Consider the following 19,231-nt stretch of genomic DNA (forward strand, 5'->3'; position numbering starts at 1 on the left):
GAGAGGGCTGGGGAGAGGGCGCGGAGTCAACCCCAAACACCGTAGCCGCCGGGAAACGCCATTGTTCGCGAGCAAGCTCGCTCCTACGAAGAGCAAGGCCCCGTAGGATGGCGTTGAGCGAAGCGATACCCATCAAACAGAAAACCCGCTCCAGGGAGCGGGCTTCTTCTTTCATCGACCCCGGGCCCTACTTGGCCTCGTAACCCTCCGGCCGGGCCTTGGGCTTGGGTGCGAAGCGCGCCGCCAGGCGCATGCTGACGGTAACCACCTTCTGGTACCACACCGGCAACAACCGCAGCATCACATCAATTGCATGTGCATCCGTGCCGATGAGGATGCGCCGGGCGTCGCGCTCCACGCCGCGGATGATCACCTGGGCGGCCTTTTCCGGGGTGGTGCGCAGCAGCTGGTCGTTGAACTGCTGGCGCGCGGCGTTGGCGTTCTGCCCGGTGACCTTGGCCAGGCTGTCGTTCATCCGCGCGGTCTTGGCGATGTTGGTGCGGATGCCGCCGGGGTGCACGCAACTGGCCGAGACCGCGCCGCCTTCCATGTCCAGTTCCTGGCGCAGCGACTCGGTGAAGCCGCGCACGGCGAACTTGGTGGCGTTGTAGGCGCTCATGCCCGGCTGCGAGAACAGCCCGAAGACGCTGGAGACGTTGACGACGTGGCCCTCGCCGGACGCCTTGATGTGCGGCAGGAAGGCCTTGGTGCCGTACACCACGCCCCAGAAGTTGATGTTGGTGATCCACTCGTACTCTTCGTACTCGCTGCCCTCCACCGTGCCGGCGTGGGCCACCCCGGCGTTGTTGAACACCAGGTTGACCTTGCCGTGCTCGGCCACCACCTTGTCGGCCCAGGCGTGCACCTGCTCGCGCTCGGCGACGTTGACCACCTCGGTGGAGATGCGCACGCCGTAGGAGGCCAGGCCCTGGTGGGTTTCCTCAAGGCCGCTGGCGTTGACGTCGGCCAGCGCCAGGTGGCAGCCGCGCGAGGCCAGCTCGCCGGCCAGGGCGCGGCCGATGCCGGAACCGGCGCCGGTGATGGCGGCGACTTTGTTCTCGAAGGACTTCATGCCGGGACCTCCTCGGCGCGGGGTTGCTGGATGGCGTCGGTTTCCTCGAACGGCCTGGCCTTCAGATGATAGGCGGCGGTGTCGAAACTGCGGGTGAGCAGGCGGAAGCGCCAGGTGAAGCCCGGCCACAGGGTGCAGTTGCGCCCGCTCACCGGGTGCAGGTACCAGCTCTTGCAGCCGCCGGTGTTCCACACGCTATGGTTGAGCCCGCGCTGCAGCTTGAGGTTCCAGCGCTTCTGCTCGTCTTCCTTGACCTCCAGGCTGAGCAGCTCGCGGCGCTTCATCAGCTTCAGCGCGCCGAGCACGTAGGCGATCTGCGACTCGATCATGTAGACCATGGAGTTGTGGCCCAGGCCGGTGTTCGGGCCCATCAGGAAGAACAGGTTGGGGAAGCCGCGGGTGACGGTGCCCTTGTAGGCCTCCGGGCCTTGCGGCCAGGTGTCCAGCAGGTCCACGCCGCCACGGCCGAACACGGTGCCACGGGGGATGGGGTCGTTGGCGGTGAAGCCGGTGCCGAAGATGATCGCGTCCACCTCGCGCTCCTGGCCGTCGGCGGTGACGATGCTGTGCTCGCGGACCTCGCGGATGCCGTCGGTGATCACCGAGGCGTTGGGCGCGGCCAGCGCCGGGTAGTAGTTCGGCGACATCAGGATGCGCTTGCAGCCGATGGTGTAGTCGGGGGTGAGCTTGCGGCGCAGCTCCGGGTCCTTGACCTGCTGGTGGATGTAGCGCACCGCCAGCTTGCCGATCATCTTCATCGCCCAGGGCGCGAAGGTGAAGCCCAGCACGCGGCCTTCGAGCATGCTGTACAGGGCGCCGCGCCAGAGCTTCTGCACCAGCGGGAAGTGCTTGAAGCGCGCGCGCTCCTTGTCGCTGATGGCGCGGTCGGGCTTGGGCAGGATCCAGGGCGCGGTGCGCTGGTAGAGGTCCAGCTTGGCCACCAGCGGCTGGATTTCCGGAACGAACTGGATGGCCGAGGCGCCGGTGCCGATCACCGCCACGCGCTTGCCCGTCAGGTCGTAGTCGTGGTCCCAGTGCTGCGAGTGGAAGGCGTGGCCCTTGAAGCTGTCCAGGCCCTTGAGGTCGGGGGTCGAGGGGATCGACAGGGCGCCCATGCCGGAGACCACCGCCTGGGCGGTGTAGTGGTTGCCGGCGGCGTCGTGCAGGTGCCAGAGGTCGCGCGCCTCGTCCCATTCCAGGCGCTGGATCTCGGTGTCGAGCAGGGTGCGGCCTTCCAGGCGGTACTTCTTCCAGCAGTTCTCCAGGTAGGCGCGGATTTCCGGCTGGCGGGCGAACATGCGCGTCCATTCCGGGTTCGGCTCGAAGGAGAAGGAGTAGACGTGGGACTGCACGTCGCAGGCGCAGCCGGGGTAGTTGTTGACCCGCCAGGTGCCGCCGACGCCGGCGTCCTTCTCGAACAGCAGGAAGTCGTCCTCGCCCTCCTGGCTCAGGCGGATGGCCATGCCCAGGCCGGAAAAGCCGGTGCCGATGATGGCTACCTTGCAGTGTCTGACCGCGGCAGTCTTAGGTTGAGTTCCCATTTACCTGGCTCCTGTTATGCTTGTGTGCAGGCGTATACAACTGTCTACGTGTTGCCAATGTAGACATCTGTATACTTCGCGGGCAACCAATCTTTAGGGTGGGCGAGGTGGGGCAAGGATGAGTCTGGAAACGGATGCGGTAACACAACGCCAGGATGCGCCGGGCAAGCGCCTGCTGATGGAGGCGGCGCTGCGCCTGGCCTCCAGCCGGCGCAGCCTGAGCAGCATCGGCCTGCGCGAACTGGCCCGCGAGGCCGGGCTGAACCCCAACACCTTCTACCGCCACTTCGCCGACGTCGACGACCTCGGCCTTGCGATCATCCGCGACATCGCCACCGAGCTGCGCCAGCCGCTGCGCGCACTGCGCCGCGAAGCCGCCGAGCGAGCCCCGGCGGCGGACGGCGCGGCGGGCACCCCGCTGGGCCTGGACTTCGCCCGCGGACAGCGGGTGTGCGAGGAGACGGTGAGGCTGTTCTTCGACTTCGTCGAACGCCACCCCGAGGCCTTCATCATCGGCGTGCGCGAACTGCACGGCCCCTCGGCGGTCCTGCGCGAGGCCCTGGGCCAGGTGATGGACGACTTCGGCGCCGACATGGCCGAGGACATCGCCCTGTTCCGCCTGCTGCCGGACGTACCCGGGGACGAGGTCGCGCAGCTGTCGAGGCTGATCAGCCGGCAGTTGTTCCAGCTGTCGCTGGACTACCTGGAACTGCCGGCGGGGCAGCGGGGCGGGGTCTGCGCGCTGGCGGAGCGGCAGGTGCTTCTGTTGTTCACCGGGGCGGCGGTGTTGCAGGCGTTGGGGGTGTAGAGCCGCCCGCGCCGAGCTGCTCTTCGTAGGAGCGAGCTTGCTCGCGAACAGATTCCGCTGCGGGGTTTGTTCGCGAGCAAGCTCGCTCCTACGAGACGCCGTGCTGCACCTGTAGGAGCGCGCCCTGCGCGCGAATCGCGGACAAGGTCCGCTCCTACGGGTAAAGGGGCGACTCAGCCTGCGAAGTCGAGCTTGTCCTTCCAGTAGGTCTCCAGCGCCTTGGTGTCGTGGTCGAAGGGGTGGAAGCCGGGGCGGAAGTAGTCCAGCCAGGGCAGCACGAGCTGGGTGAAGTAGCCGTTGCGCAGGCCGAACAGGGTGACCAGGCCGTGCTTCCAGCTGCGCCAGTTGAACAGCTGGCGGTCGCGGCGCAGCAGGTGGATCTGGAAGCCGCCGATCACGCCGAGGAAGATCACGGTGGTCAGCAGCATCACCGCGGTACGGGTGAAGTAGCCGCCGTAGACCTGCTGGTAGACGTCGTAGGCCACCGCCTTGTGCTCGTTCTCCTCGATGGCGTGCCACATCCACAGCTTGTACATCTTCGGCGAGCGCATCTGGGTGCTCAGGTCCTCGCGGCGCAGCAGGCGCTCGGCCATGGTCGCGGTGAAGTGTTCCAGGGCGCAGGTGATGGCCAGGTCCTGCTTCTTGGTGGTGACCTTGCCGATGGCGCCGAGCAGGTGCTTGATGCGCAGCTCCAGGCGCTCCAGGTCGATGCCGTGTTCCTCGGCGTACTCGTTGTAGGCCGCGTGCTCCTTGGAGTGCATGGCCTCCTGGCCGATGAAGGCGGACACGTCCTTCTGCAGTTGCGGGTCCTGGATGCGGTCGCGCACGGCGCGCACGCTGTCGACGAAGAACTTCTCGCCGTAGGGGAACAGCGAGGACAGGTTGTTCATGAAGTGCGACATGAAGGGTTGATCGTCCCACCAGTACTTCGGCGTCTCGGTGAAGCTGAAATCCATGCGCCGGACGGGGAAGTGGGCGCGGAGCGGTTCGGTCTGGGCGTTCATGGGCAACTCCTTGTTGTTGTTCGACGAGCCCCGGTGGCGATTTGGGCAGGCAGCGGCGCCGGCGGGGCGGAGGGCCTGACACAGTGAATGTGTCATTGGTTGATGTAATTGTTGGAAGGATTGTCGGACAAAGGAGAGGTCCGATCCGGCCATGGAAGGGTTATTTGCGGCCAAGGAGGGGCCGGCCCGACCTTGGATAGGGGGGAGGGTGTAGGAGCGAGCTGGCTCGCGAACGGTGTTTACCGGCAGCTGCGGTATATCGGGTTGACTCGGCCCCTTTCCCCAGCCCTCTCCCTGAAGGGAGAGGGGGCCGTTCGGTGTCTGTGGGGAGAATGGAGTCAGCCGGCAACCCCGGCTATTGCCGTGAAGCGCCTGTGGTGAATCAGCCTTGCTGCGCTTCGCGCGCCTCGCGGGCGGTGACCTGCTGGCAGAGCTCGATCAGCTGCTCGCGCATCCAGCGGTTGGCCGGGTCCTGGTCGGTGCTCTCGTGCCAGTACAGGTGGGTCTCCAGCCTGGGCACGTCGCTCACCGGCAGCTCCACGTAGTGCAGGCTGTGGTGGCGGGCGAAGCGCTCGGGCACGGTCACCGCCATGTCGGTCTGCTGCACCACGTTGGAGGCCATCAGGTAGTGCTGCGAGCGCAGGGCGATCTTGCGCTGCAGGCCCATCTTGCCCAGGGACAGGTCGATGTAGCCCAGGCCGCTGCGGCGGCTGGAAATCTGGATGTGCGTCAGCGACAGGTACTCGTCCAGGCTCAGCTTCGCCTTGGCCAGCGGGTGGCCGTGGCGCATGGCGCAGACGTAGCGGTCTTCCATCAGCTTGACGTGGCGCACCTGCGGGTCGGTGTTCAGCGGCGCGTCCACGGCGAAGTCCAGGCGCCCGGCGGCCAGCTCCTTGGTGGTCTCGCGGCGCTTGGAGAGGAAGCTCTCGATGTGCACGTTGGGCGCCTGGCGGCGCAGGCGCTGGAACAGCGGCGGCAGGATGATGGCCTCGGTGAGGTCGGTCATGCTGATGCGGTAGGTCTTGCTCGCCTGCTGCGGGCTGAAGGTGCGGCTCTCCTGCACCGACACCCGCAGCAGCTGCAGGGCGTTGCGCACCGGGCCGATGATGTTCTGCGCCATGGGCGTGGGCACCATGCCCTGGGCGGTGCGCACGAACAGCGGGTCGTTGAAGGTTTCGCGCAGGCGGGCCAGGGCGTTGGACACCGCGGGCTGGGTGATGCCGACGATCTGCCCGGCGCGGGTGAGGTTGGCTTCGGTGTAGATGGCATCGAAGACGATGAACAGATTCAGGTCGACCTTGTTCAGGTTCATCCCGTGGCTCCGCTTGTCATTGTTGTGGCCGGATCATACCCGGGATGGCGGACCATCATGCGGGTTATGAATGTTCATTGATTCGGATAATAGGCTAGGTAAATCGTGCTGCCTGTTCTAGCATCTTCCTCGACACAAGACAAACCCCTGCCAGAAGGTAGCCCCCATGGATTTCGCCTATTCCGCCAAGGTCCAGGACCTGCGTGAGCGCGTCACCGCGTTCATGGAAGCCTATGTATATCCCGCCGAGAGCGTCTTCGAGCAACAGGTGGCCGAAGGCGACCGCTGGCAGCCGACCCAGGTCATGGAGGACCTCAAGGCCCGCGCCAAGGCCGAGGGCCTGTGGAACCTGTTCCTGCCCGAGTCCGAATACGGCGCCGGCCTGACCAACATGGAATACGCCCCGCTGGCGGAAATCATGGGCCGCTCGCTGATCGGCGCCGAGCCGTTCAACTGCTCGGCCCCGGACACCGGCAACATGGAGACCATCGTCCGCTACGGCAGCGAGGAGCAGAAGCGCACCTGGCTGGAGCCGCTGCTGCGCGGCGAGATTCGTTCGGCCTTCGCCATGACCGAGCCGGGCGTGGCTTCTTCCGACGCCACCAACATGCAGGCCAATGCCGTGCGCGACGGTGACGAGTGGGTCATCAACGGCCGCAAGTGGTGGACCTCCGGCGCCTGCGACCCGCGCTGCAAGGTCATGATCTTCATGGGCCTGACCAACCCGGACGCGCCGCGCCACCAGCAGCACTCGATGATCCTGGTGCCCACCGACGCCCCCGGGGTGAAGATCCTCCGCCCGCTGCCGGTGTTCGGCTACGACGACGCGCCCCACGGCCATGCCGAGGTGCTCTTCGAGAACGTCCGCGTTCCCTACGAGAACGTGCTGCTGGGCGAGGGCCGCGGCTTCGAGATCGCCCAGGGCCGCCTCGGCCCGGGCCGCATCCACCACTGCATGCGCTCCATCGGCATGGCCGAGCGCGCCCTGGAACTGATGTGCAAGCGCGCCGCCAGCCGCACCGCCTTCGGCAAGCCGCTGGCGCGCCTGGGTGGCAACATCGACCACATCGCCAACTCGCGCATCGAGATCAACCAGGCCCGCCTGCTGACCCTCAACGCCGCGTACATGATGGACACCGTGGGCAACAAGATCGCCCAGAGCGAGATCGCCCAGATCAAGGTGGTGGCGCCCAACGTCGCCCTGCAGGTGATCGACCGCGCCATCCAGATCCACGGCGGCGCCGGCGTCTCCAACGACTTCCCGCTGGCCTACTGGTACGCCATGCAGCGCACCCTGCGCCTGGCCGACGGCCCGGACGAAGTGCACCGCATGGCCATCGGCAAGTACGAGATCGGCAAGTACGTGCCCAAGGAAATGCTGCGCAGCGGTCGTTGAGCCGGCTGTCCGGGCCAGCGGATGGTCCGGCGTGGCCTGCGGGTCCAATCGCGGACGGAGTCCGCTCCTACGATCGTGCTTCCCTGGCGCCCGTAGGAGCGGACTCCGTCCGCGATTTTTGTCATTGGAAACGGCGGATAACCGCGAACGCGGGAGCCCAGAGATGTCGGGTTTTGGGTGTAGCGCGCCGCTCCGAGTGCGTTGATGTTTCTTGTTTCGCCCCCTCGGGCGAGTCACTTTTGTCAGTCGCCACAAAAGTAACCAAAAAGGCTTGCCCCGACATACGGGCCCGATGGAGCCGGGCTACCCTCACGAACTCCCCCGCCACGGAGGCCCGCCCCGAGGGTACGTCCCTGTAGCCCATCGGGGCTCTCGCGACATCCATGTCGCATGACCTCCTGAGCGCCGGTTTCGCTCGGCCTTCTGAAGGGGCGTTCCGGTGCGCTCGGTGGTTTCTCTGGAAGTCCCAAAAACCAGAGCAAGAGCGGGCGTGCTCTTCGTAGGAGCGAGCTTGCTCGCGAACCCTGGCTCCGCTCCCCCTCCCTAACCCTCCCCCGCAAGCGGGAGAGGGGACCGTTCGGCGTGAGGCGGAATCACGAAGCTCCCGGGTTCCCACGTCGTCGTTGAAAACGGCGGATAACCGCGAACGGTTATGCGCCCTACGGCGGCGGGGTGTGAGGATGACGCCGGACTTTCAGCCCGCTCGGGACAGCCCCCTCTCCCGCTTGCGGGAGAGGGTTGGGGAGAGGGTGCTCTTGGGCCCGACACCAGCGTCGCCGGGAAACCCCTTCGCGGGCAAGAACTAGGCGTCCCCCTCGATCCTACGAAAAGCGTTCGCCTTCAACCCGTCCGTAGGGCGCATAACGCCTACGGCGTTATCCGCCATGATCGTGGACAGAGTCCTCCTACGGTTCCGGGTAGCACCGTCGTAGGAGCGGACTCCGTCCGCGATCGGATTCACCGGCCGCGCCGGACCATTCGCTGGCGCGGCCTGTGCTTACGGCGACTCCCTCGCCTTCAACCAGGCCGCTAGGCCCTCGGCCGGTAGCGGCGGGGACAACAGGTAGCCCTGGGCCAGCGTGTAGCCCTGGGCTTCGAGGATGCGCAGTTGCTCGGGGTTCTCGATGCCCTCGGCGACCACCGTCATGCCCAGGCTGCGGCCGATGTGCAGCACGGCGTCGCTGAGGGTGCGGCTGGTGCTGTTGCTCTCCAGGTCGCGGACGAAGCTGCGGTCCAGCTTCAGTTCCTGCACCGGCAGGCGGTTCAGCCGGGCCAGGCTAGAGTAGCCGGTGCCGAAGTCGTCCAGGGCCAGGCGGATGCCCAGTTCGTGCAGCTGGTCGAGCACGCCCAGGGTGTCGCTGTCCGCTTCCATCAGCGCGCTCTCGGTGATCTCCAGGGTCAGGTCGGCGCCGTGCAGGCCGTGTTCCTCCAGGGTGCGCAGCACCGCGGCGGGCAGTTGCGGGTCCTGGAAGTCGCCGGCGGACAGGTTGACCGATATCTCCGGTACCCGCAGGCCCGCGCGGCGCCAGGCCGCCAGTTGCCGGCAGGCTTCGCGCAGCACCCAGCGGCCCAGTTCGATGCTCAGCCCGCATTCCTCGGAAAGGGGGATGAAGCGTTCCGGGGAGATGTTGCCCAGCTGCGGGTGGTGCCAGCGGGCCAGGACCTCGACGCCGCGCAGGCGGCCCTCGCGGATGTCCACCAGCGGCTGGTAGTTCAGGTGCAGGCGCTGCGTGGCGAGGGCTTCGCGCAGGGCGCTTTCCAGCGCCACGCGTTCCTGCGCCAGGCGTTCGAGTTCCTCGCTGAAGAAGACGTGGCCGCCGCGGCCCTTGCCTTTGCCCTTGGCCTGGTTCATCGCCATCGCCGCATGGCGCAGCAGCGTCTGGAAGTCCTCGCCGTCCTCCGGGAACAGGCTGACGCCGATGCTGGCCGACGGGTTGTGGGGCGCGCCGGCTACCCGCCAGGGCGCGTCGAGCGCGGCCTTCAGGCGGGCGATGTGGCGGCTGGCCGCCGCGCGGTCGCAGGCCGGCAGCAGGACGACGAATTCGTCGTTGGCCTGGCGCCCGACGTGGTCCTCGCTGCGGCAGGCCTGGCGCAGGCGCCGGGCGATGGTGCGCAGCAGCTCGTCGCCGGAGGGGCGGCCGAAGGAATCGTTGATCTGCCGGAAGCGGTCCAGGCCGATGTACAGCACCGCCAGGCCCTGCCGGCCGGCCAGCTCGGTGCCGGCCAGGACCTGCAGCAGGTGGCGGTTGGGCAGGCCGGTGAGGTCGTCGTAGTAGGCGAGCTGGTGGATGCGGGCGCGCGCCTGGTCGCGCTCCAGGACCAGCGCGCAGAGGTGCGTGCAGATGTCCAGCAGGCACTGCTGCGTCGCGCAGGGCAGCTGCGCCCCTTGGCCGTAGCAGACGAAGCAGCCGATCAGCTGGCCGCCGCTGGAGCGGATCGGCGTGACGCTGCAGCTGCGCAGCTCCGGCGGCAACAGGTGGCGGTAGGCGGACCACAAAGGGTGCTGCTCGATGTCGCCGGCCCAGGCCTCCTCGCTACCCGGGCCATCGCCCAGCGGCAGGCCGTCCAGGGCCTGCAGGTAGGCGGGGGGCAGGCTCGGCCCGGCCAGCGGGTACAGGCGGCCTGCATTTATCCGCAGGACCGAGGCGCTGACCCGCGGCAGCAGCCGTTCGATTTCCAGGCAGGCCGCTTCCATCAGGCGTTCCGGCGCCTCGTCGCGGGCCATGCCTTCGAGGAGGCGGTCCAGCAGCACCTCGTGGATCTTCGACTGGGTGATCTCGGTGAGCGCCAGCAGTCGCAGGCCGGGTTCGCCGGGGGCGCTGTCCAGCCCGGTGCTGGCGATGCCGCACCAGATGCGCCGGCCGTCGCGGCAGCGCACCAGGGTTTCCAGGCGGCCGTTGGCCGCCGGCTGCGCGGGCCGCGGTGCCCCCGCCAGTTCGTCGAATGCCCGGCCCACCAGGGTTTCCGGGGCATGGCCGAGCAGCCGGCCGAAGGCGGGGTTGCAGTACAGCAGGCGCCGGCTGTCATCGTGGATGCAAAGGGCGGTTTCGGCATGCTCCAGGGCTTTGCAGAGCATCCGGGGGAGGTCGGGAATACTGTGGATCGGCATGCTTGCACTCCGGCCTGGCGATCGAGGGGCGGCGCCAGGGCGCTAGGCGCGGCACCGTGTCGTTGCGTTCCGGCGGCCGACGCGGCTGCGGAGCGTCAGGGCGGCGGCCGGGGTGGCCAGGACGATGTGCATTCCCGTGCGTATTTTCAGCTTGTACAACATGCGGACTTCCTTTCGTGGCGAACCACCATCGAACTGGCTGCGCCGGTGCGGCGGAATGATGGCAATCAGCCGTTATCCTGTTCTCCGGACAAAAGGAAAGTCAATTAGTCAATGATCTATTAAGAAACTTTTATAGACGTCATGCGTCCTTCGGCCGCACGCAAGCTCCCCTGAAAATGGCGTGGGGCGTTATATCGAATGATGTGTGAGGTCAATTTCCATGAAAGGTCGGAACGTGGTCCATGAAGTCGGCGCAGCCATCGCCAACCGCCGCAGGTCCAAGGGGCTGACGCAGGCGCAGATCGCAGAGGGGATAGGGGTGGAAAAGGAAACCATCAGCCGCATGGAGAACGGCGTGATATCGCCGACGCTGCATCGCCTGGGGCAGATCGCGGAGATTCTCGAATGCCCGCTGAGCGATCTGTTCCGCAAGGATTCGATCGACGTCGCCGGGCAGGCCGAGGCCATCGGCGACATGCTCCAGGAACTGGCGGAAAGCGAGCGGGCGCTGGTGGTGAACCTGATCGGCGAGATCGTCAAGGTGCTCAAGGGCCGGCGCAGCCACTAGCGCCGGCGGGCGCCCCGCCCGGCGGCGGGCGGGGGCTCAGGTGCGTTCGTGCGGTTCGTCTTCGCCGCGTTGCTGCCACCACTGGCGGCGCACGTGCAACTGGGCGGCGAAGGCGCGGGCCAGGGGTTCCTGGGAGAAGCGCAGGCCGCGGCGGCCCAGGCGCACCAGCCAGCAGGGCCGTCCCTGGAATTCAATGGCCTCGATCTTCACCTCGTCCTGCATGCAGGGTCTCCCGGCTGACGATTTCCAGCTCCTGCTCGCCTGCCTTGCGCGTCTTGAGCAGTGACAGCAGTATGCCACCAGCGAGCAGGCCGAAGGTTACCCCAAGCGACAGCACCGCGGGAACCTTGCCGATGAAGCCGTGGGCGAAGATCTTCGCGCCGATGAACACCAGCACCATGGCCAGGGCGTACTTCAGGTAGACGAAGCGGTGGATCATCGCCGCCAGCGAGAAGTACAGGGCGCGCAGGCCGAGGATGGCGAAGATGTTCGAGGTGTAGACGATGAACGGGTCCTTGGTGATGGCGAAGATCGCCGGCACGCTGTCCACCGCGAACACCACGTCGGCCAGCTCGATCAGGATCAGCGCCAGGAACAGCGGGGTGGCGAAGCGCACCAGCCGGCCCGAGGCGTCGGGCTTGCGCACGAAGAAGTGGTGCTCGTGGAGCTGCTCGGTGACGCGGATGTGCCGGCGCAGGAAGCGCAGCACCGGGTTGTTGGCCAGGTCCGGCTCTTCCTCGTGCCGGGCGAACAGCATCTTCACGCCGCTGAACAGCAGGAAGGCGCCGAACACGTACATGATCCACTCGAACTCGCTGACCAGGGCGGCGCCCAGGCCGATCATGATGGCGCGCATGACGATGGCGCCGAGGATGCCCCAGAACAGCACCTGGTGCTGGTAGCGGCGGGGGATGCCGAAGAAGCCGAAGATCATCGCCATGACGAACACGTTGTCCATCGACAGCGACTGCTCCACCAGGAAGCCGGTGTAGTACTCCATGGCGCTGGTGGCGCCGAACTCGTACCAGACGAAGCCGCCGAAGGCCAGGCCGCAGCTGAAGTAGCCGGCCGAGAGCAGCAGGCTCTCGCGCACGCCGATCTCGTGGTGGTCGCGCTGCAGCACGCCCAGGTCCAGGACCAGCAGGAGGATGACGATGGCCAGGAACAGCAGCCAGAACCAGGCGGCGGTGCCGAGGAAGGGGGTATTGAGGAAATCCAATAGGGGTGCCATGCGGGCCCTCTCTTGCTGTCGTTGTCGAAAGTGACTCCGACATGGCGGTCAGCGACCGTCAGAGGGGCCCGGCGTCACGGCGGGAAAAATAGCAGAGCGCGGTCGCGAGGCAAGCGGGGGAAAGTAACAAGTTCCTACGACCATCCACGCCTTCAGGACAGTCTAGACCAGGGTGCCGGCAGCGCGGGCTGCCCTGGGTCAGTACACCCAGACCTCCACGCGGCGGTTCTTCACCCGGCCTTCCTGGTCGTCGTTGGCCGCCACCGGCAGGGCCGCGCCCAGCCCTTCGATGCCCTGGAACACGACCCCTTCCCTGGCCAGCTCGCGGCGCACCGCCATGGCCCGCAGCTTGGACAGCAGCTGGGCGCGGGCCGGGTCCTGGCGGGCATCGCCGAAACCGACCAGCACCGCCTTGCCGTCGAGCTTGTCGTGCTGGCGCAGGTAGGCCAGCAGGCGCTCGACGTCGCGCCGGGCCTTGTTGTCCAGGGTGGCGCTGCCCTCGTGGAAGCGGAAGTTCAGCGACAGCCGCCGGGCCTCGCGGGCCAGGGCCTGGTAGGCCTCGGGCATGCCCTGGGCGGGCTGCACGCGCATGGCCTGCACGCGCTGGCCGACGAAGCCGCTGCCGCTGACCAGGGCCTGGCCGCGGTCGCCCTGGGCGAACTGCACCAGGGCCTGGGCCCAGGGGTTGCGTTCGTTGGGCTTGATGTACAGGTACAGGCGGCGCGCCAGCGGGTAGTCCTCGGTGGCGATGCCGCCGGGGGTGGGCAGCATCGCCCGCGACTCGCCGTCGGCGATGGCCAGGGCGCGCGCCTTGAGCACCGAGGCCAGGCCGACGAAGCCGATGCCCTGCGGGTCCGCGGCGACCTGGGCCGAGAGCGCGTCGCTGGACTCGAAGCGCTGGGCGGAGGCGGCCAGGGGCTTGCCGTGGCTGGCCAGGACCAGCTCCTTGAAGGTATCGAAGGTGCCGGAGTTGTCGTCGCGGGCGTACAGGTGGATGGCGCCGCCGCGGCCGCCGAGTTCCTCCCAGGTCGTTACCTCGCCGGCGAAGACCTGGGCCAGCTGGTCGGTGGTCAGCTCGCGCAGGGGGTTGTCCGGGTGGACGACGATGGCCAGGCCGTCGATGCCGATCACCTGCTCGGCCGTGGCGCTGCGCAGGTTGCCCGAGGCGGACAGGGCCACGGCCTCGGCGTCCTTGATCGGCCGCGAGGCGGCGGCGATCTCGGCGCTGCCGTCCTTCAGCGCGGCGAAGCCGGTGCTGGAGCCATGGGCGGCCACCGTCACCACGACGTCATGGCCCTGGGCGTCACGGGCGCGGACCCGCGTCTCGTTCTGCGCCTGGCCGGGTTCGGCGAGGATGGCCTTGTAGCCCTGTTCCAGCAGCAGCCCCCTGACCAGTTCCGGCAGCAGGTGCGCGCCTATGGTGTTGGAGCCCTGGATGCGCAGCACCGGCTGGCCGTCCTGGGAGGCGGGCAGCGCGGCGAAGGCGTGCCAGGGCAGGGCGTAGCAGACGAAGGCGATGAGCAGCCAGGCGAGGGTGACCGGCCAGGCGTCCTTGTCGTGGCGTGTGAAGTGCGGCATCGGCGGTTCCAGAGCGGTTGCGGACCAGGCCGGGAGCATAGGCCGGCAAGGTTTCACTGCGGTGACGCCGGGCGCCGCGGCCGCCCGGGCTCTTGGCTATAGTCATTCAACAGCGGGCAGCCGGACGGCCGCCGACCCACCTCGCCAGGAGCGCCATGGACCTCGCACGCGGCCTCATCCTCTGCTGTGCCCTGCTGCTGGGTGGAGCGCCGGCCCTGGCCGCCGAGCCGCAGCCGCTGACGCTGTCCGGCTACAGCGCGCACATGCCCGACAGTTGGCTGAGCCCCGCCGAGCGGGCCTGGCTGACGCAGCGCGGCCCGCTGCGCGTGGGCGTGGCGCTGAACGACCGGCCGCCGCTGCAGATCGTCGGCGGCGGGCGCCTGGAAGGCGTCAGCGCCGACTACCTGGGGCTGCTGGCCGGCGGCTACCAGCGCGTCTACGCCTACCCCTCGCGGGAGGCGGCGCTGGAGGCGCTGCGCAAGGGCGAGATCGACCTGGTCTGCGGCGGCACCGCCAGCGAGGCCGAGGCCCGCGGCCTGTTGCGCAGCCGCGCCTACCTGCAGGACCAGCCGGTGCTGGTCAGCGACGAGACGCGCCCCTTCGACGCCGGCCGGCCGGGCACCACCCTGGCGCTGGTGGCCGACTACCTGCGCCTGCCCCAGGTGCAGGCGGCCTACCCGAACAGCCGCATCCTGCTCTTCGCCTCGCCGCTGCGGGCCCTGGAGGCGCTGAGCCTGGGCAACGTCGACGGCATGCTCGGCGATGCGCTGTCGGTGCACTACCTGATCAACATGAACTACCTGTTCAACCTGCGCATCGACAACTTCGCGCCGCTGGAGAGCGCCGGCTTCGGCTTCCTCCTGGCGCCCACCGGGGAACGCCTGCTGGGCCTGGTGGACCGCGGCCTGGCGCGCATCGACGTGCAGCGCAACGAGGAGATCCTGCGCCGCTGGAGCGCCGGCGAGCGCCTGCGCCTGGGCGGCCAGCGGGTGGTGCTGACGCCGCGGGAGAACCGCTGGCTGGCGGCCCACCCGCAGGTGCCGGTGGTGCTCAACCGGCACAGCGGCTCGCTGGCCCAGGCCGACGCCGCCGGCCGCGTCAGCGGCATCGCCCGCGACTACCTGGACCTGCTGGGCCGGCGCTCCGGGCTGCATTTCACCTATGCCGCGGTGGACGACTACGCAGACGTGTTCGCCGAACTGCAGGCCCGGCGCGCCTGGCTGACGCCGGTGGTGGTGCCCAATGCCGAGGGGCTGACGCTGCTGCCGCCCTACCTGCGCGCCACCATGATCCTGGTGACGCGCAAGGGCGAGGAGGGTGTCCACGACCTTGGCGACCTGGCCGGCAAGCGCGTGTCCGTCGCCATCGGCCCCTACCTCAACCGCACGCTGGCCGAGCGCTACCCCGAGGTCCGCCTGGAGTCGTCGAGCAACCAGCGCAGCGCCCTGCGCGACGTGGTCGAGCGGCGCAGCGACGCCGCCGTCAGCACCCTGTTCAGCGCCCGGGCGCTGATCGCCGGTGAGTTCAAGGACAGCCTCAAGGTCGCCGGCATACTCGAGGACCTGAGCACCCCCTTCGGCATCGGCGTGCTGCCGGACCAGCCGGAGCTCTACTCCATCCTGGAGAAGGCCCAGCTGTCGGTGGACCCGGAGGAGGTGGCCGAACTGGTGCGGCGCTGGGAGCCGCGCCTGGCGGCCAGCGGCGGCGACTTCTGGAGCCGCTACCGCGAGGCGATCCTCGCCGGCCTCGCGGTGGCCACGGCGCTGGTGGCGCTGTCGCTGGTCTGGGGCTTCTACCTCAACCGCCAGGTGCTGCGCACGCGGCGCGCCGAGCAGCGCCTGGGCGAGCAGGTGGGCCTGCTCAACGAGTTGATCGAGGCCTTGCCCAACCCGGTCTACCGCCTCGACCGCGAGGGCCACCTGGACCACTGCAACCAGGCCCTGCTGCGCCTGTTCGACGCGCGCCTGGCGGATTGCCGGGGCAAGGCCATCGGCGAGCTGGACTGGTTCCCCGGGGAGGAGGCCGAGCGCCTGATGCAGACGCACCGGCGGCAGGTGGCCGACGGCCAGATGCCGGTGCCGGGCGACTACGTGCTGCGCCTGCGCGACGGCGAGCACTACGTCTATCACTGGGCGGTGGCCCAGCGCGACGAGGCGGGGACCATCCAGGGCGTGATCGGCGGCTGGATCGACCTGACCGAGCGCCAGCAACTGGTGAACCAGCTGGAGGGCGAGCGGCAGCGCGCGGACCAGGCCAGCGCCGCCAAGAGCCAGTTCCTCTCGACCATGAGCCACGAGATCCGCACGCCGATGAACGCCATCGTCGGGCTGCAGGAGCTGGTGCTGGAAAAGGCCCGCGGCGGCGTGCTCGACCGCGAGGCGCTGGAGGTGGCGCAGGACGCCGCGCGGGCCCTGCTGATGCTGATCGGCAACGTACTGGACATGGCGCGCATCGAGTCCGGGCGCATCGACTCGACGCCGCAGCCGGCGCTGCTGCGCCGCGAGATCGAGGGCGCGGTGGCGCTGTTCGCCGGCCTGGCCACGCAGAAGGGCCTGGGCCTGGACCTGGAGACCGAGGGCGAGCTGGACCACTGGGTGCTGCTGGATGCGCTGCGCTTCAAGCAGGTGCTGTTCAACCTGCTGAACAACGCGGTGAAGTTCACCGAGCACGGCGGCGTTCGCGTGCGGGCCGGCGCCCGGCGGCAGGGCGAGCGCCTGGAGCTGCGGGTGGAGGTGATCGACAGCGGCATCGGCATTTCCGCCGAGGACCAGGCCCGGCTGTTCCAGCCCTTCGCCCAGGTGCAGCAGCCGGCACGCCAGGCCGGCAGCGGCCTGGGCCTGCACATCAGCCGCCACCTGGCGCAGCTGATGGGCGGCGACATCGGCCTGCGCAGCACGCCCGGGGAGGGCTCCTGCTTCAGCCTGCGCCTGCCGCTGGTGCTCACCGCGGCGCCGGAGCAGGCGCCCCGCCAGGGCTCACCGCAGGCTGGCGGGCAGGGGCTGCGGGTGCTGGCGGTGGACGACCACCCGGCCAACCGCATGGTGTTCCGCCAGCAGCTGGCGCACCTGGGCCACAGTGCCACCCTGGCTGCCGGCGGCGAAGAGGGCTGGCTGGCCTGGCTGGCGGGCGACTTCGATGCAGTGGTCAGCGACTGCCGGATGCCCGGCGTCGACGGCTACGAGCTGAGCCGGCGCATCCGCGCCCACGAGCGCCAGGAAGGGCGCAGGCGGTGCCGGGTGATCGGCGCCACGGCCAATGCCCAGGAGGAAGAAGTGCAGCGTTGCCTGGATGCCGGCATGGACCAGGTGCTGTTCAAGCCGCTGACCCTCGAAGTGCTGGCCCAGGCGCTGGCCGGCGCCCAGGGCGTGGCGCCGGCCGGGCCGGCCGAGGAACCGGCGGCCTTCGACCTGGGTGGCCTGTTCGGCCCGCAGCCGCTGGAAAGCGAGGCGGCGCGGGAGTTCGTGCGCACCCTGGCGCAGACCAACGCCCGCGACATCGAGCAGATGCACCAGGCCTGGCGCAACGGCGAGCGCAAGGCCCTGGGCGACCTGGCCCACCGCCTGGCCGGCGCCGCGGCGATCATCGGCGCCGCCGAGGCGGAAGGGCATTGTCGCGCCCTGCAGCGGATCTGCGAAGGCGACGGCGAAGGGCTGGAGGCGCGCCTGGGCCAGGCCGACGCGGCGCTGGCCGGACTGCAGCGCGCGCTGGCCGACTGGCTGGCGCGCGCCGGCGGCTGATCAGCTCAGCTTGAGCCAGATGGGCGCGTGGTCGGAGGGTTTTTCCATGCCGCGGATCTGGTAGTCGATGCCGGCATCGGCCAGGCGCGGGCGCAGCGCCTCGGAGGCGAGGATGACGTCGATGCGCAGGCCGCGCTTGGGCTCGTCCTCGAAGCCGCGGCTGCGGTAGTCGAACCAGCTGAAGCGGTCGTCCACCTGCGGGTGCAGCTGGCGGAAGCTGTCCACCAGGCCCCAGGCCTTGAGCTTGCCGAGCCACTCGCGTTCCTCGGGGAGGAAGCTGCACTTGCCGGTGCGCAGCCAGCGCTTGCGGTTCTCCTCGCCGATGCCGATGTCGCAGTCTTCCGGCGAGATGTTGATGTCGCCCATGATCACCAGGCGCTGGTCGGGCTTGAACTGGTTCTCCAGCAGGTGCTGCAGGTCGGCGTAGAAGCGCTGCTTGGCCGGGAACTTCACCGGGTGGTCGCGGCTTTCGCCCTGGGGGAAGTAACCGTTCATCACGGTGATCGGCTGGCCGTCGGCGTCGGCGAAGGTGCCCCAGATGAAGCGGCGCTGGGCGTCCTCGCCGTCGTTGGGGAAGCCGTAGCGGATCTCCAGCGGCGCCTGGCGCGAGAGCAGGGCCACGCCGTAATGGCCCTTCTGGCCGTGGAAGTGCACCTGGTAGCCCAGGGCCTCGATCTCTTCGCGGGGGAACTGGTCGTCGGCGACCTTGGTTTCCTGCAGGCCGATGACGTCGGGCTGGTGCGTCTCGACGATCGCCTTGAGTTGGGCGGGGCGGGCACGCAAGCCATTGATATTGAAGGAGACGATTTTCATCCGCAGCGTCCTGGGCAAAGTGACGATGCTAGCCGCTGGCGCCGGCAGCGGCAAATGCCGTAGCGGCCCGACGGCGATGCTGGCGGTGCGGGCGCGGCGCTGCTAGGGTTCGGCTCTGGGCCCACAACAGTATAAGAAGAGGTGTCCGCATGCCTGAGACGCTCGCCGAAGTCCGCTTCCTGGGCGATTCCTATGCCCGGGAGATCCGCTCGCTGCTCTACCACGCCTACCGCCACGAGCCGACCTTCGCCTACCTGTTCGAAAGCGACCGCCCCGGCTTCGACCAGCGGGTGCGCGCCACCGTGCGCGAGCTGACCAACCGGCACCTGTCCGAGGACCTGCCGGTGCTCGGCCTGGTGATCGACGAGCGTCTGGTCGCAGTGGCGCTGATCGCGCCGCCGCAACGCCGCCTGGACATCACCGACAGCTGGGCCTGGCGCATGCGCATGCTGCTCACCACCGGCTTCCGCTGCACGCGGCGCTACCTGGGCTACCACGAGGCGGTGCTCGGCTGCCTGCCGCCAGGGCCCTACCACGTGCTGCCGCTGCTGGGCGTGCACCCGGAATTCCAGGGCCGCCACCTCGGCGAACAGCTGCTCGACGCCCTGCATGCCTGGTGCGCCGAGGACGCGAATTCCCAGGGCCTGGTGCTGGACACTGGCAACGCCCGCTACCTGGATTTCTACCGCCGCCACGGCTACGAGGAGGTGGGCGAGGTGGCCCTGGGGCCGATCCGCGAACACGTGCTGTTCCACCCCAACCCCCAACCGGAATCGCGCCTGGCCCGCGAGGGCTGATAGCCCCTCGCCATCGCGCAAAGCCGCGGCGCAGGGGCCGCGGCGCTGGATTGTCACGGCCATCGTGCTAGCATCTCGCGCCATGAGACTCCAAGGAACGATT

General features: G+C 68.7%; 13 protein-coding genes and 1 pseudogene. 5 read left to right on the forward strand and 9 right to left on the reverse strand.

The window, feature by feature from the left end; translation table 11 throughout:
• Positions 1 to 187: 187 nt before the first annotated feature.
• Together VV867_RS04945 and VV867_RS04950 are read right to left on the reverse strand one after the other, a co-directional pair.
• The gene (locus tag VV867_RS04945; protein WP_328565763.1) at positions 188 to 1,072 is read right to left on the reverse strand and encodes an SDR family NAD(P)-dependent oxidoreductase; all 885 of its coding nucleotides are present in this window, start codon (positions 1,070 to 1,072) and stop codon (positions 188 to 190) included.
• Positions 1,069 to 2,653 (reverse strand): annotated as a pseudogene (locus tag VV867_RS04950) (flavin-containing monooxygenase). The gene VV867_RS04945 and the pseudogene VV867_RS04950 overlap by 4 nt, the downstream one beginning before the upstream one ends.
• Before the next feature lie 78 nt (positions 2,654 to 2,731).
• Between VV867_RS04950 and VV867_RS04955 the strand changes: the two are divergent.
• The gene (locus VV867_RS04955; RefSeq protein ID WP_275629794.1) at positions 2,732 to 3,421 is read left to right on the forward strand and encodes a TetR family transcriptional regulator; all 690 of its coding nucleotides are present in this window, start codon (positions 2,732 to 2,734) and stop codon (positions 3,419 to 3,421) included.
• 173 nt (positions 3,422 to 3,594) lie between these two features.
• On the opposite strand, the gene VV867_RS04960 is transcribed toward VV867_RS04955, so the two are convergent.
• Together VV867_RS04960 and VV867_RS04965 are read right to left on the reverse strand one after the other, a co-directional pair.
• Positions 3,595 to 4,425, reverse strand: a complete 831-nt coding sequence (locus tag VV867_RS04960; protein WP_275629795.1) for a metal-dependent hydrolase — start codon at positions 4,423 to 4,425, stop codon at positions 3,595 to 3,597.
• 382 nt (positions 4,426 to 4,807) lie between these two features.
• Complete coding sequence (locus VV867_RS04965) at positions 4,808 to 5,737, reverse strand: LysR family transcriptional regulator (RefSeq protein WP_089390444.1); 930 nt, start codon at positions 5,735 to 5,737, stop codon at positions 4,808 to 4,810.
• Between the two features lie 166 nt (positions 5,738 to 5,903).
• Between VV867_RS04965 and VV867_RS04970 the strand changes: the two genes are divergently transcribed.
• Positions 5,904 to 7,133, forward strand: coding sequence for an acyl-CoA dehydrogenase (locus VV867_RS04970; RefSeq protein WP_109932525.1), 1,230 nt, complete (start codon positions 5,904 to 5,906; stop codon positions 7,131 to 7,133).
• 997 nt (positions 7,134 to 8,130) lie between these two features.
• On the opposite strand, the gene VV867_RS04975 is transcribed toward VV867_RS04970, so the two are convergent.
• Entirely contained in the window at positions 8,131 to 10,242 is a 2,112-nt protein-coding gene (locus VV867_RS04975) for a sensor domain-containing protein (RefSeq protein ID WP_328565764.1), read from the reverse strand.
• A 382-nt stretch (positions 10,243 to 10,624) separates the two neighbouring features.
• Here VV867_RS04975 and VV867_RS04980 point away from each other — a divergent pair, with 382 nt between their 5' ends.
• The gene (locus tag VV867_RS04980) at positions 10,625 to 10,972 is read left to right on the forward strand and encodes a helix-turn-helix domain-containing protein (RefSeq protein WP_109933727.1); all 348 of its coding nucleotides are present in this window, start codon (positions 10,625 to 10,627) and stop codon (positions 10,970 to 10,972) included.
• Positions 10,973 to 11,008: 36 nt separating this feature from the next.
• Here the strand turns inward: VV867_RS04980 and VV867_RS04985 are convergent, their stop codons facing one another.
• The 3 genes from VV867_RS04985 to VV867_RS04995 all read right to left on the reverse strand — a co-directional run bounded on the left by VV867_RS04985 (position 11,009) and on the right by VV867_RS04995 (position 13,781).
• Positions 11,009 to 11,194, reverse strand: a complete 186-nt coding sequence (locus tag VV867_RS04985) for a hypothetical protein (RefSeq protein ID WP_109933981.1) — start codon at positions 11,192 to 11,194, stop codon at positions 11,009 to 11,011.
• Entirely contained in the window at positions 11,163 to 12,203 is a 1,041-nt protein-coding gene (locus VV867_RS04990; RefSeq protein WP_328565765.1) for a TerC family protein, read from the reverse strand. The genes VV867_RS04985 and VV867_RS04990 overlap by 32 nt, the downstream gene beginning before the upstream one ends.
• A gap of 198 nt (positions 12,204 to 12,401) precedes the next feature.
• Positions 12,402 to 13,781: a phosphate ABC transporter substrate-binding/OmpA family protein gene (locus tag VV867_RS04995; protein ID WP_328565766.1), complete on the reverse strand. Its 1,380-nt coding sequence runs from the start codon at positions 13,779 to 13,781 to the stop codon at positions 12,402 to 12,404.
• 155 nt (positions 13,782 to 13,936) lie between these two features.
• Between VV867_RS04995 and VV867_RS05000 the strand changes: the two genes are divergently transcribed.
• Positions 13,937 to 17,518: an ATP-binding protein gene (locus VV867_RS05000; RefSeq protein WP_328565767.1), complete on the forward strand. Its 3,582-nt coding sequence runs from the start codon at positions 13,937 to 13,939 to the stop codon at positions 17,516 to 17,518.
• Here VV867_RS05000 and xthA read toward each other — a convergent pair whose 3' ends face one another.
• Positions 17,519 to 18,331, reverse strand: a complete 813-nt coding sequence (xthA, locus tag VV867_RS05005) for an exodeoxyribonuclease III (RefSeq protein WP_109933723.1) — start codon at positions 18,329 to 18,331, stop codon at positions 17,519 to 17,521.
• Between the two features lie 149 nt (positions 18,332 to 18,480).
• On the opposite strand from xthA, the gene VV867_RS05010 reads away from it, so the two are divergent.
• Positions 18,481 to 19,128, forward strand: a complete 648-nt coding sequence (locus tag VV867_RS05010) for a GNAT family N-acetyltransferase (RefSeq protein ID WP_109933722.1) — start codon at positions 18,481 to 18,483, stop codon at positions 19,126 to 19,128.
• Positions 19,129 to 19,231 lie beyond the last annotated feature (103 nt).

Origin of the sequence: Pseudomonas sp. JH-2, from assembly GCF_036231725.1 — a bacterium.
GTDB lineage: Bacteria > Pseudomonadota > Gammaproteobacteria > Pseudomonadales > Pseudomonadaceae > Pseudomonas > Pseudomonas delhiensis.

Coding starts and splice junctions, on each gene's coding strand:
- VV867_RS04945 (WP_328565763.1), bottom strand. CDS start 1,072: ATGAAGTCCTTCGAGAACAAAGTCGCCGCCATCACCGGCGCCGGTTCC.
- VV867_RS04955 (WP_275629794.1), top strand. CDS start 2,732: ATGAGTCTGGAAACGGATGCGGTAACACAACGCCAGGATGCGCCGGGC.
- VV867_RS04960 (WP_275629795.1), bottom strand. CDS start 4,425: ATGAACGCCCAGACCGAACCGCTCCGCGCCCACTTCCCCGTCCGGCGC.
- VV867_RS04965 (WP_089390444.1), bottom strand. CDS start 5,737: ATGAACCTGAACAAGGTCGACCTGAATCTGTTCATCGTCTTCGATGCC.
- VV867_RS04970 (WP_109932525.1), top strand. CDS start 5,904: ATGGATTTCGCCTATTCCGCCAAGGTCCAGGACCTGCGTGAGCGCGTC.
- VV867_RS04975 (WP_328565764.1), bottom strand. CDS start 10,242: ATGCCGATCCACAGTATTCCCGACCTCCCCCGGATGCTCTGCAAAGCC.
- VV867_RS04980 (WP_109933727.1), top strand. CDS start 10,625: ATGAAAGGTCGGAACGTGGTCCATGAAGTCGGCGCAGCCATCGCCAAC.
- VV867_RS04985 (WP_109933981.1), bottom strand. CDS start 11,194: ATGCAGGACGAGGTGAAGATCGAGGCCATTGAATTCCAGGGACGGCCC.
- VV867_RS04990 (WP_328565765.1), bottom strand. CDS start 12,203: ATGGCACCCCTATTGGATTTCCTCAATACCCCCTTCCTCGGCACCGCC.
- VV867_RS04995 (WP_328565766.1), bottom strand. CDS start 13,781: ATGCCGCACTTCACACGCCACGACAAGGACGCCTGGCCGGTCACCCTC.
- VV867_RS05000 (WP_328565767.1), top strand. CDS start 13,937: ATGGACCTCGCACGCGGCCTCATCCTCTGCTGTGCCCTGCTGCTGGGT.
- xthA (WP_109933723.1), bottom strand. CDS start 18,331: ATGAAAATCGTCTCCTTCAATATCAATGGCTTGCGTGCCCGCCCCGCC.
- VV867_RS05010 (WP_109933722.1), top strand. CDS start 18,481: ATGCCTGAGACGCTCGCCGAAGTCCGCTTCCTGGGCGATTCCTATGCC.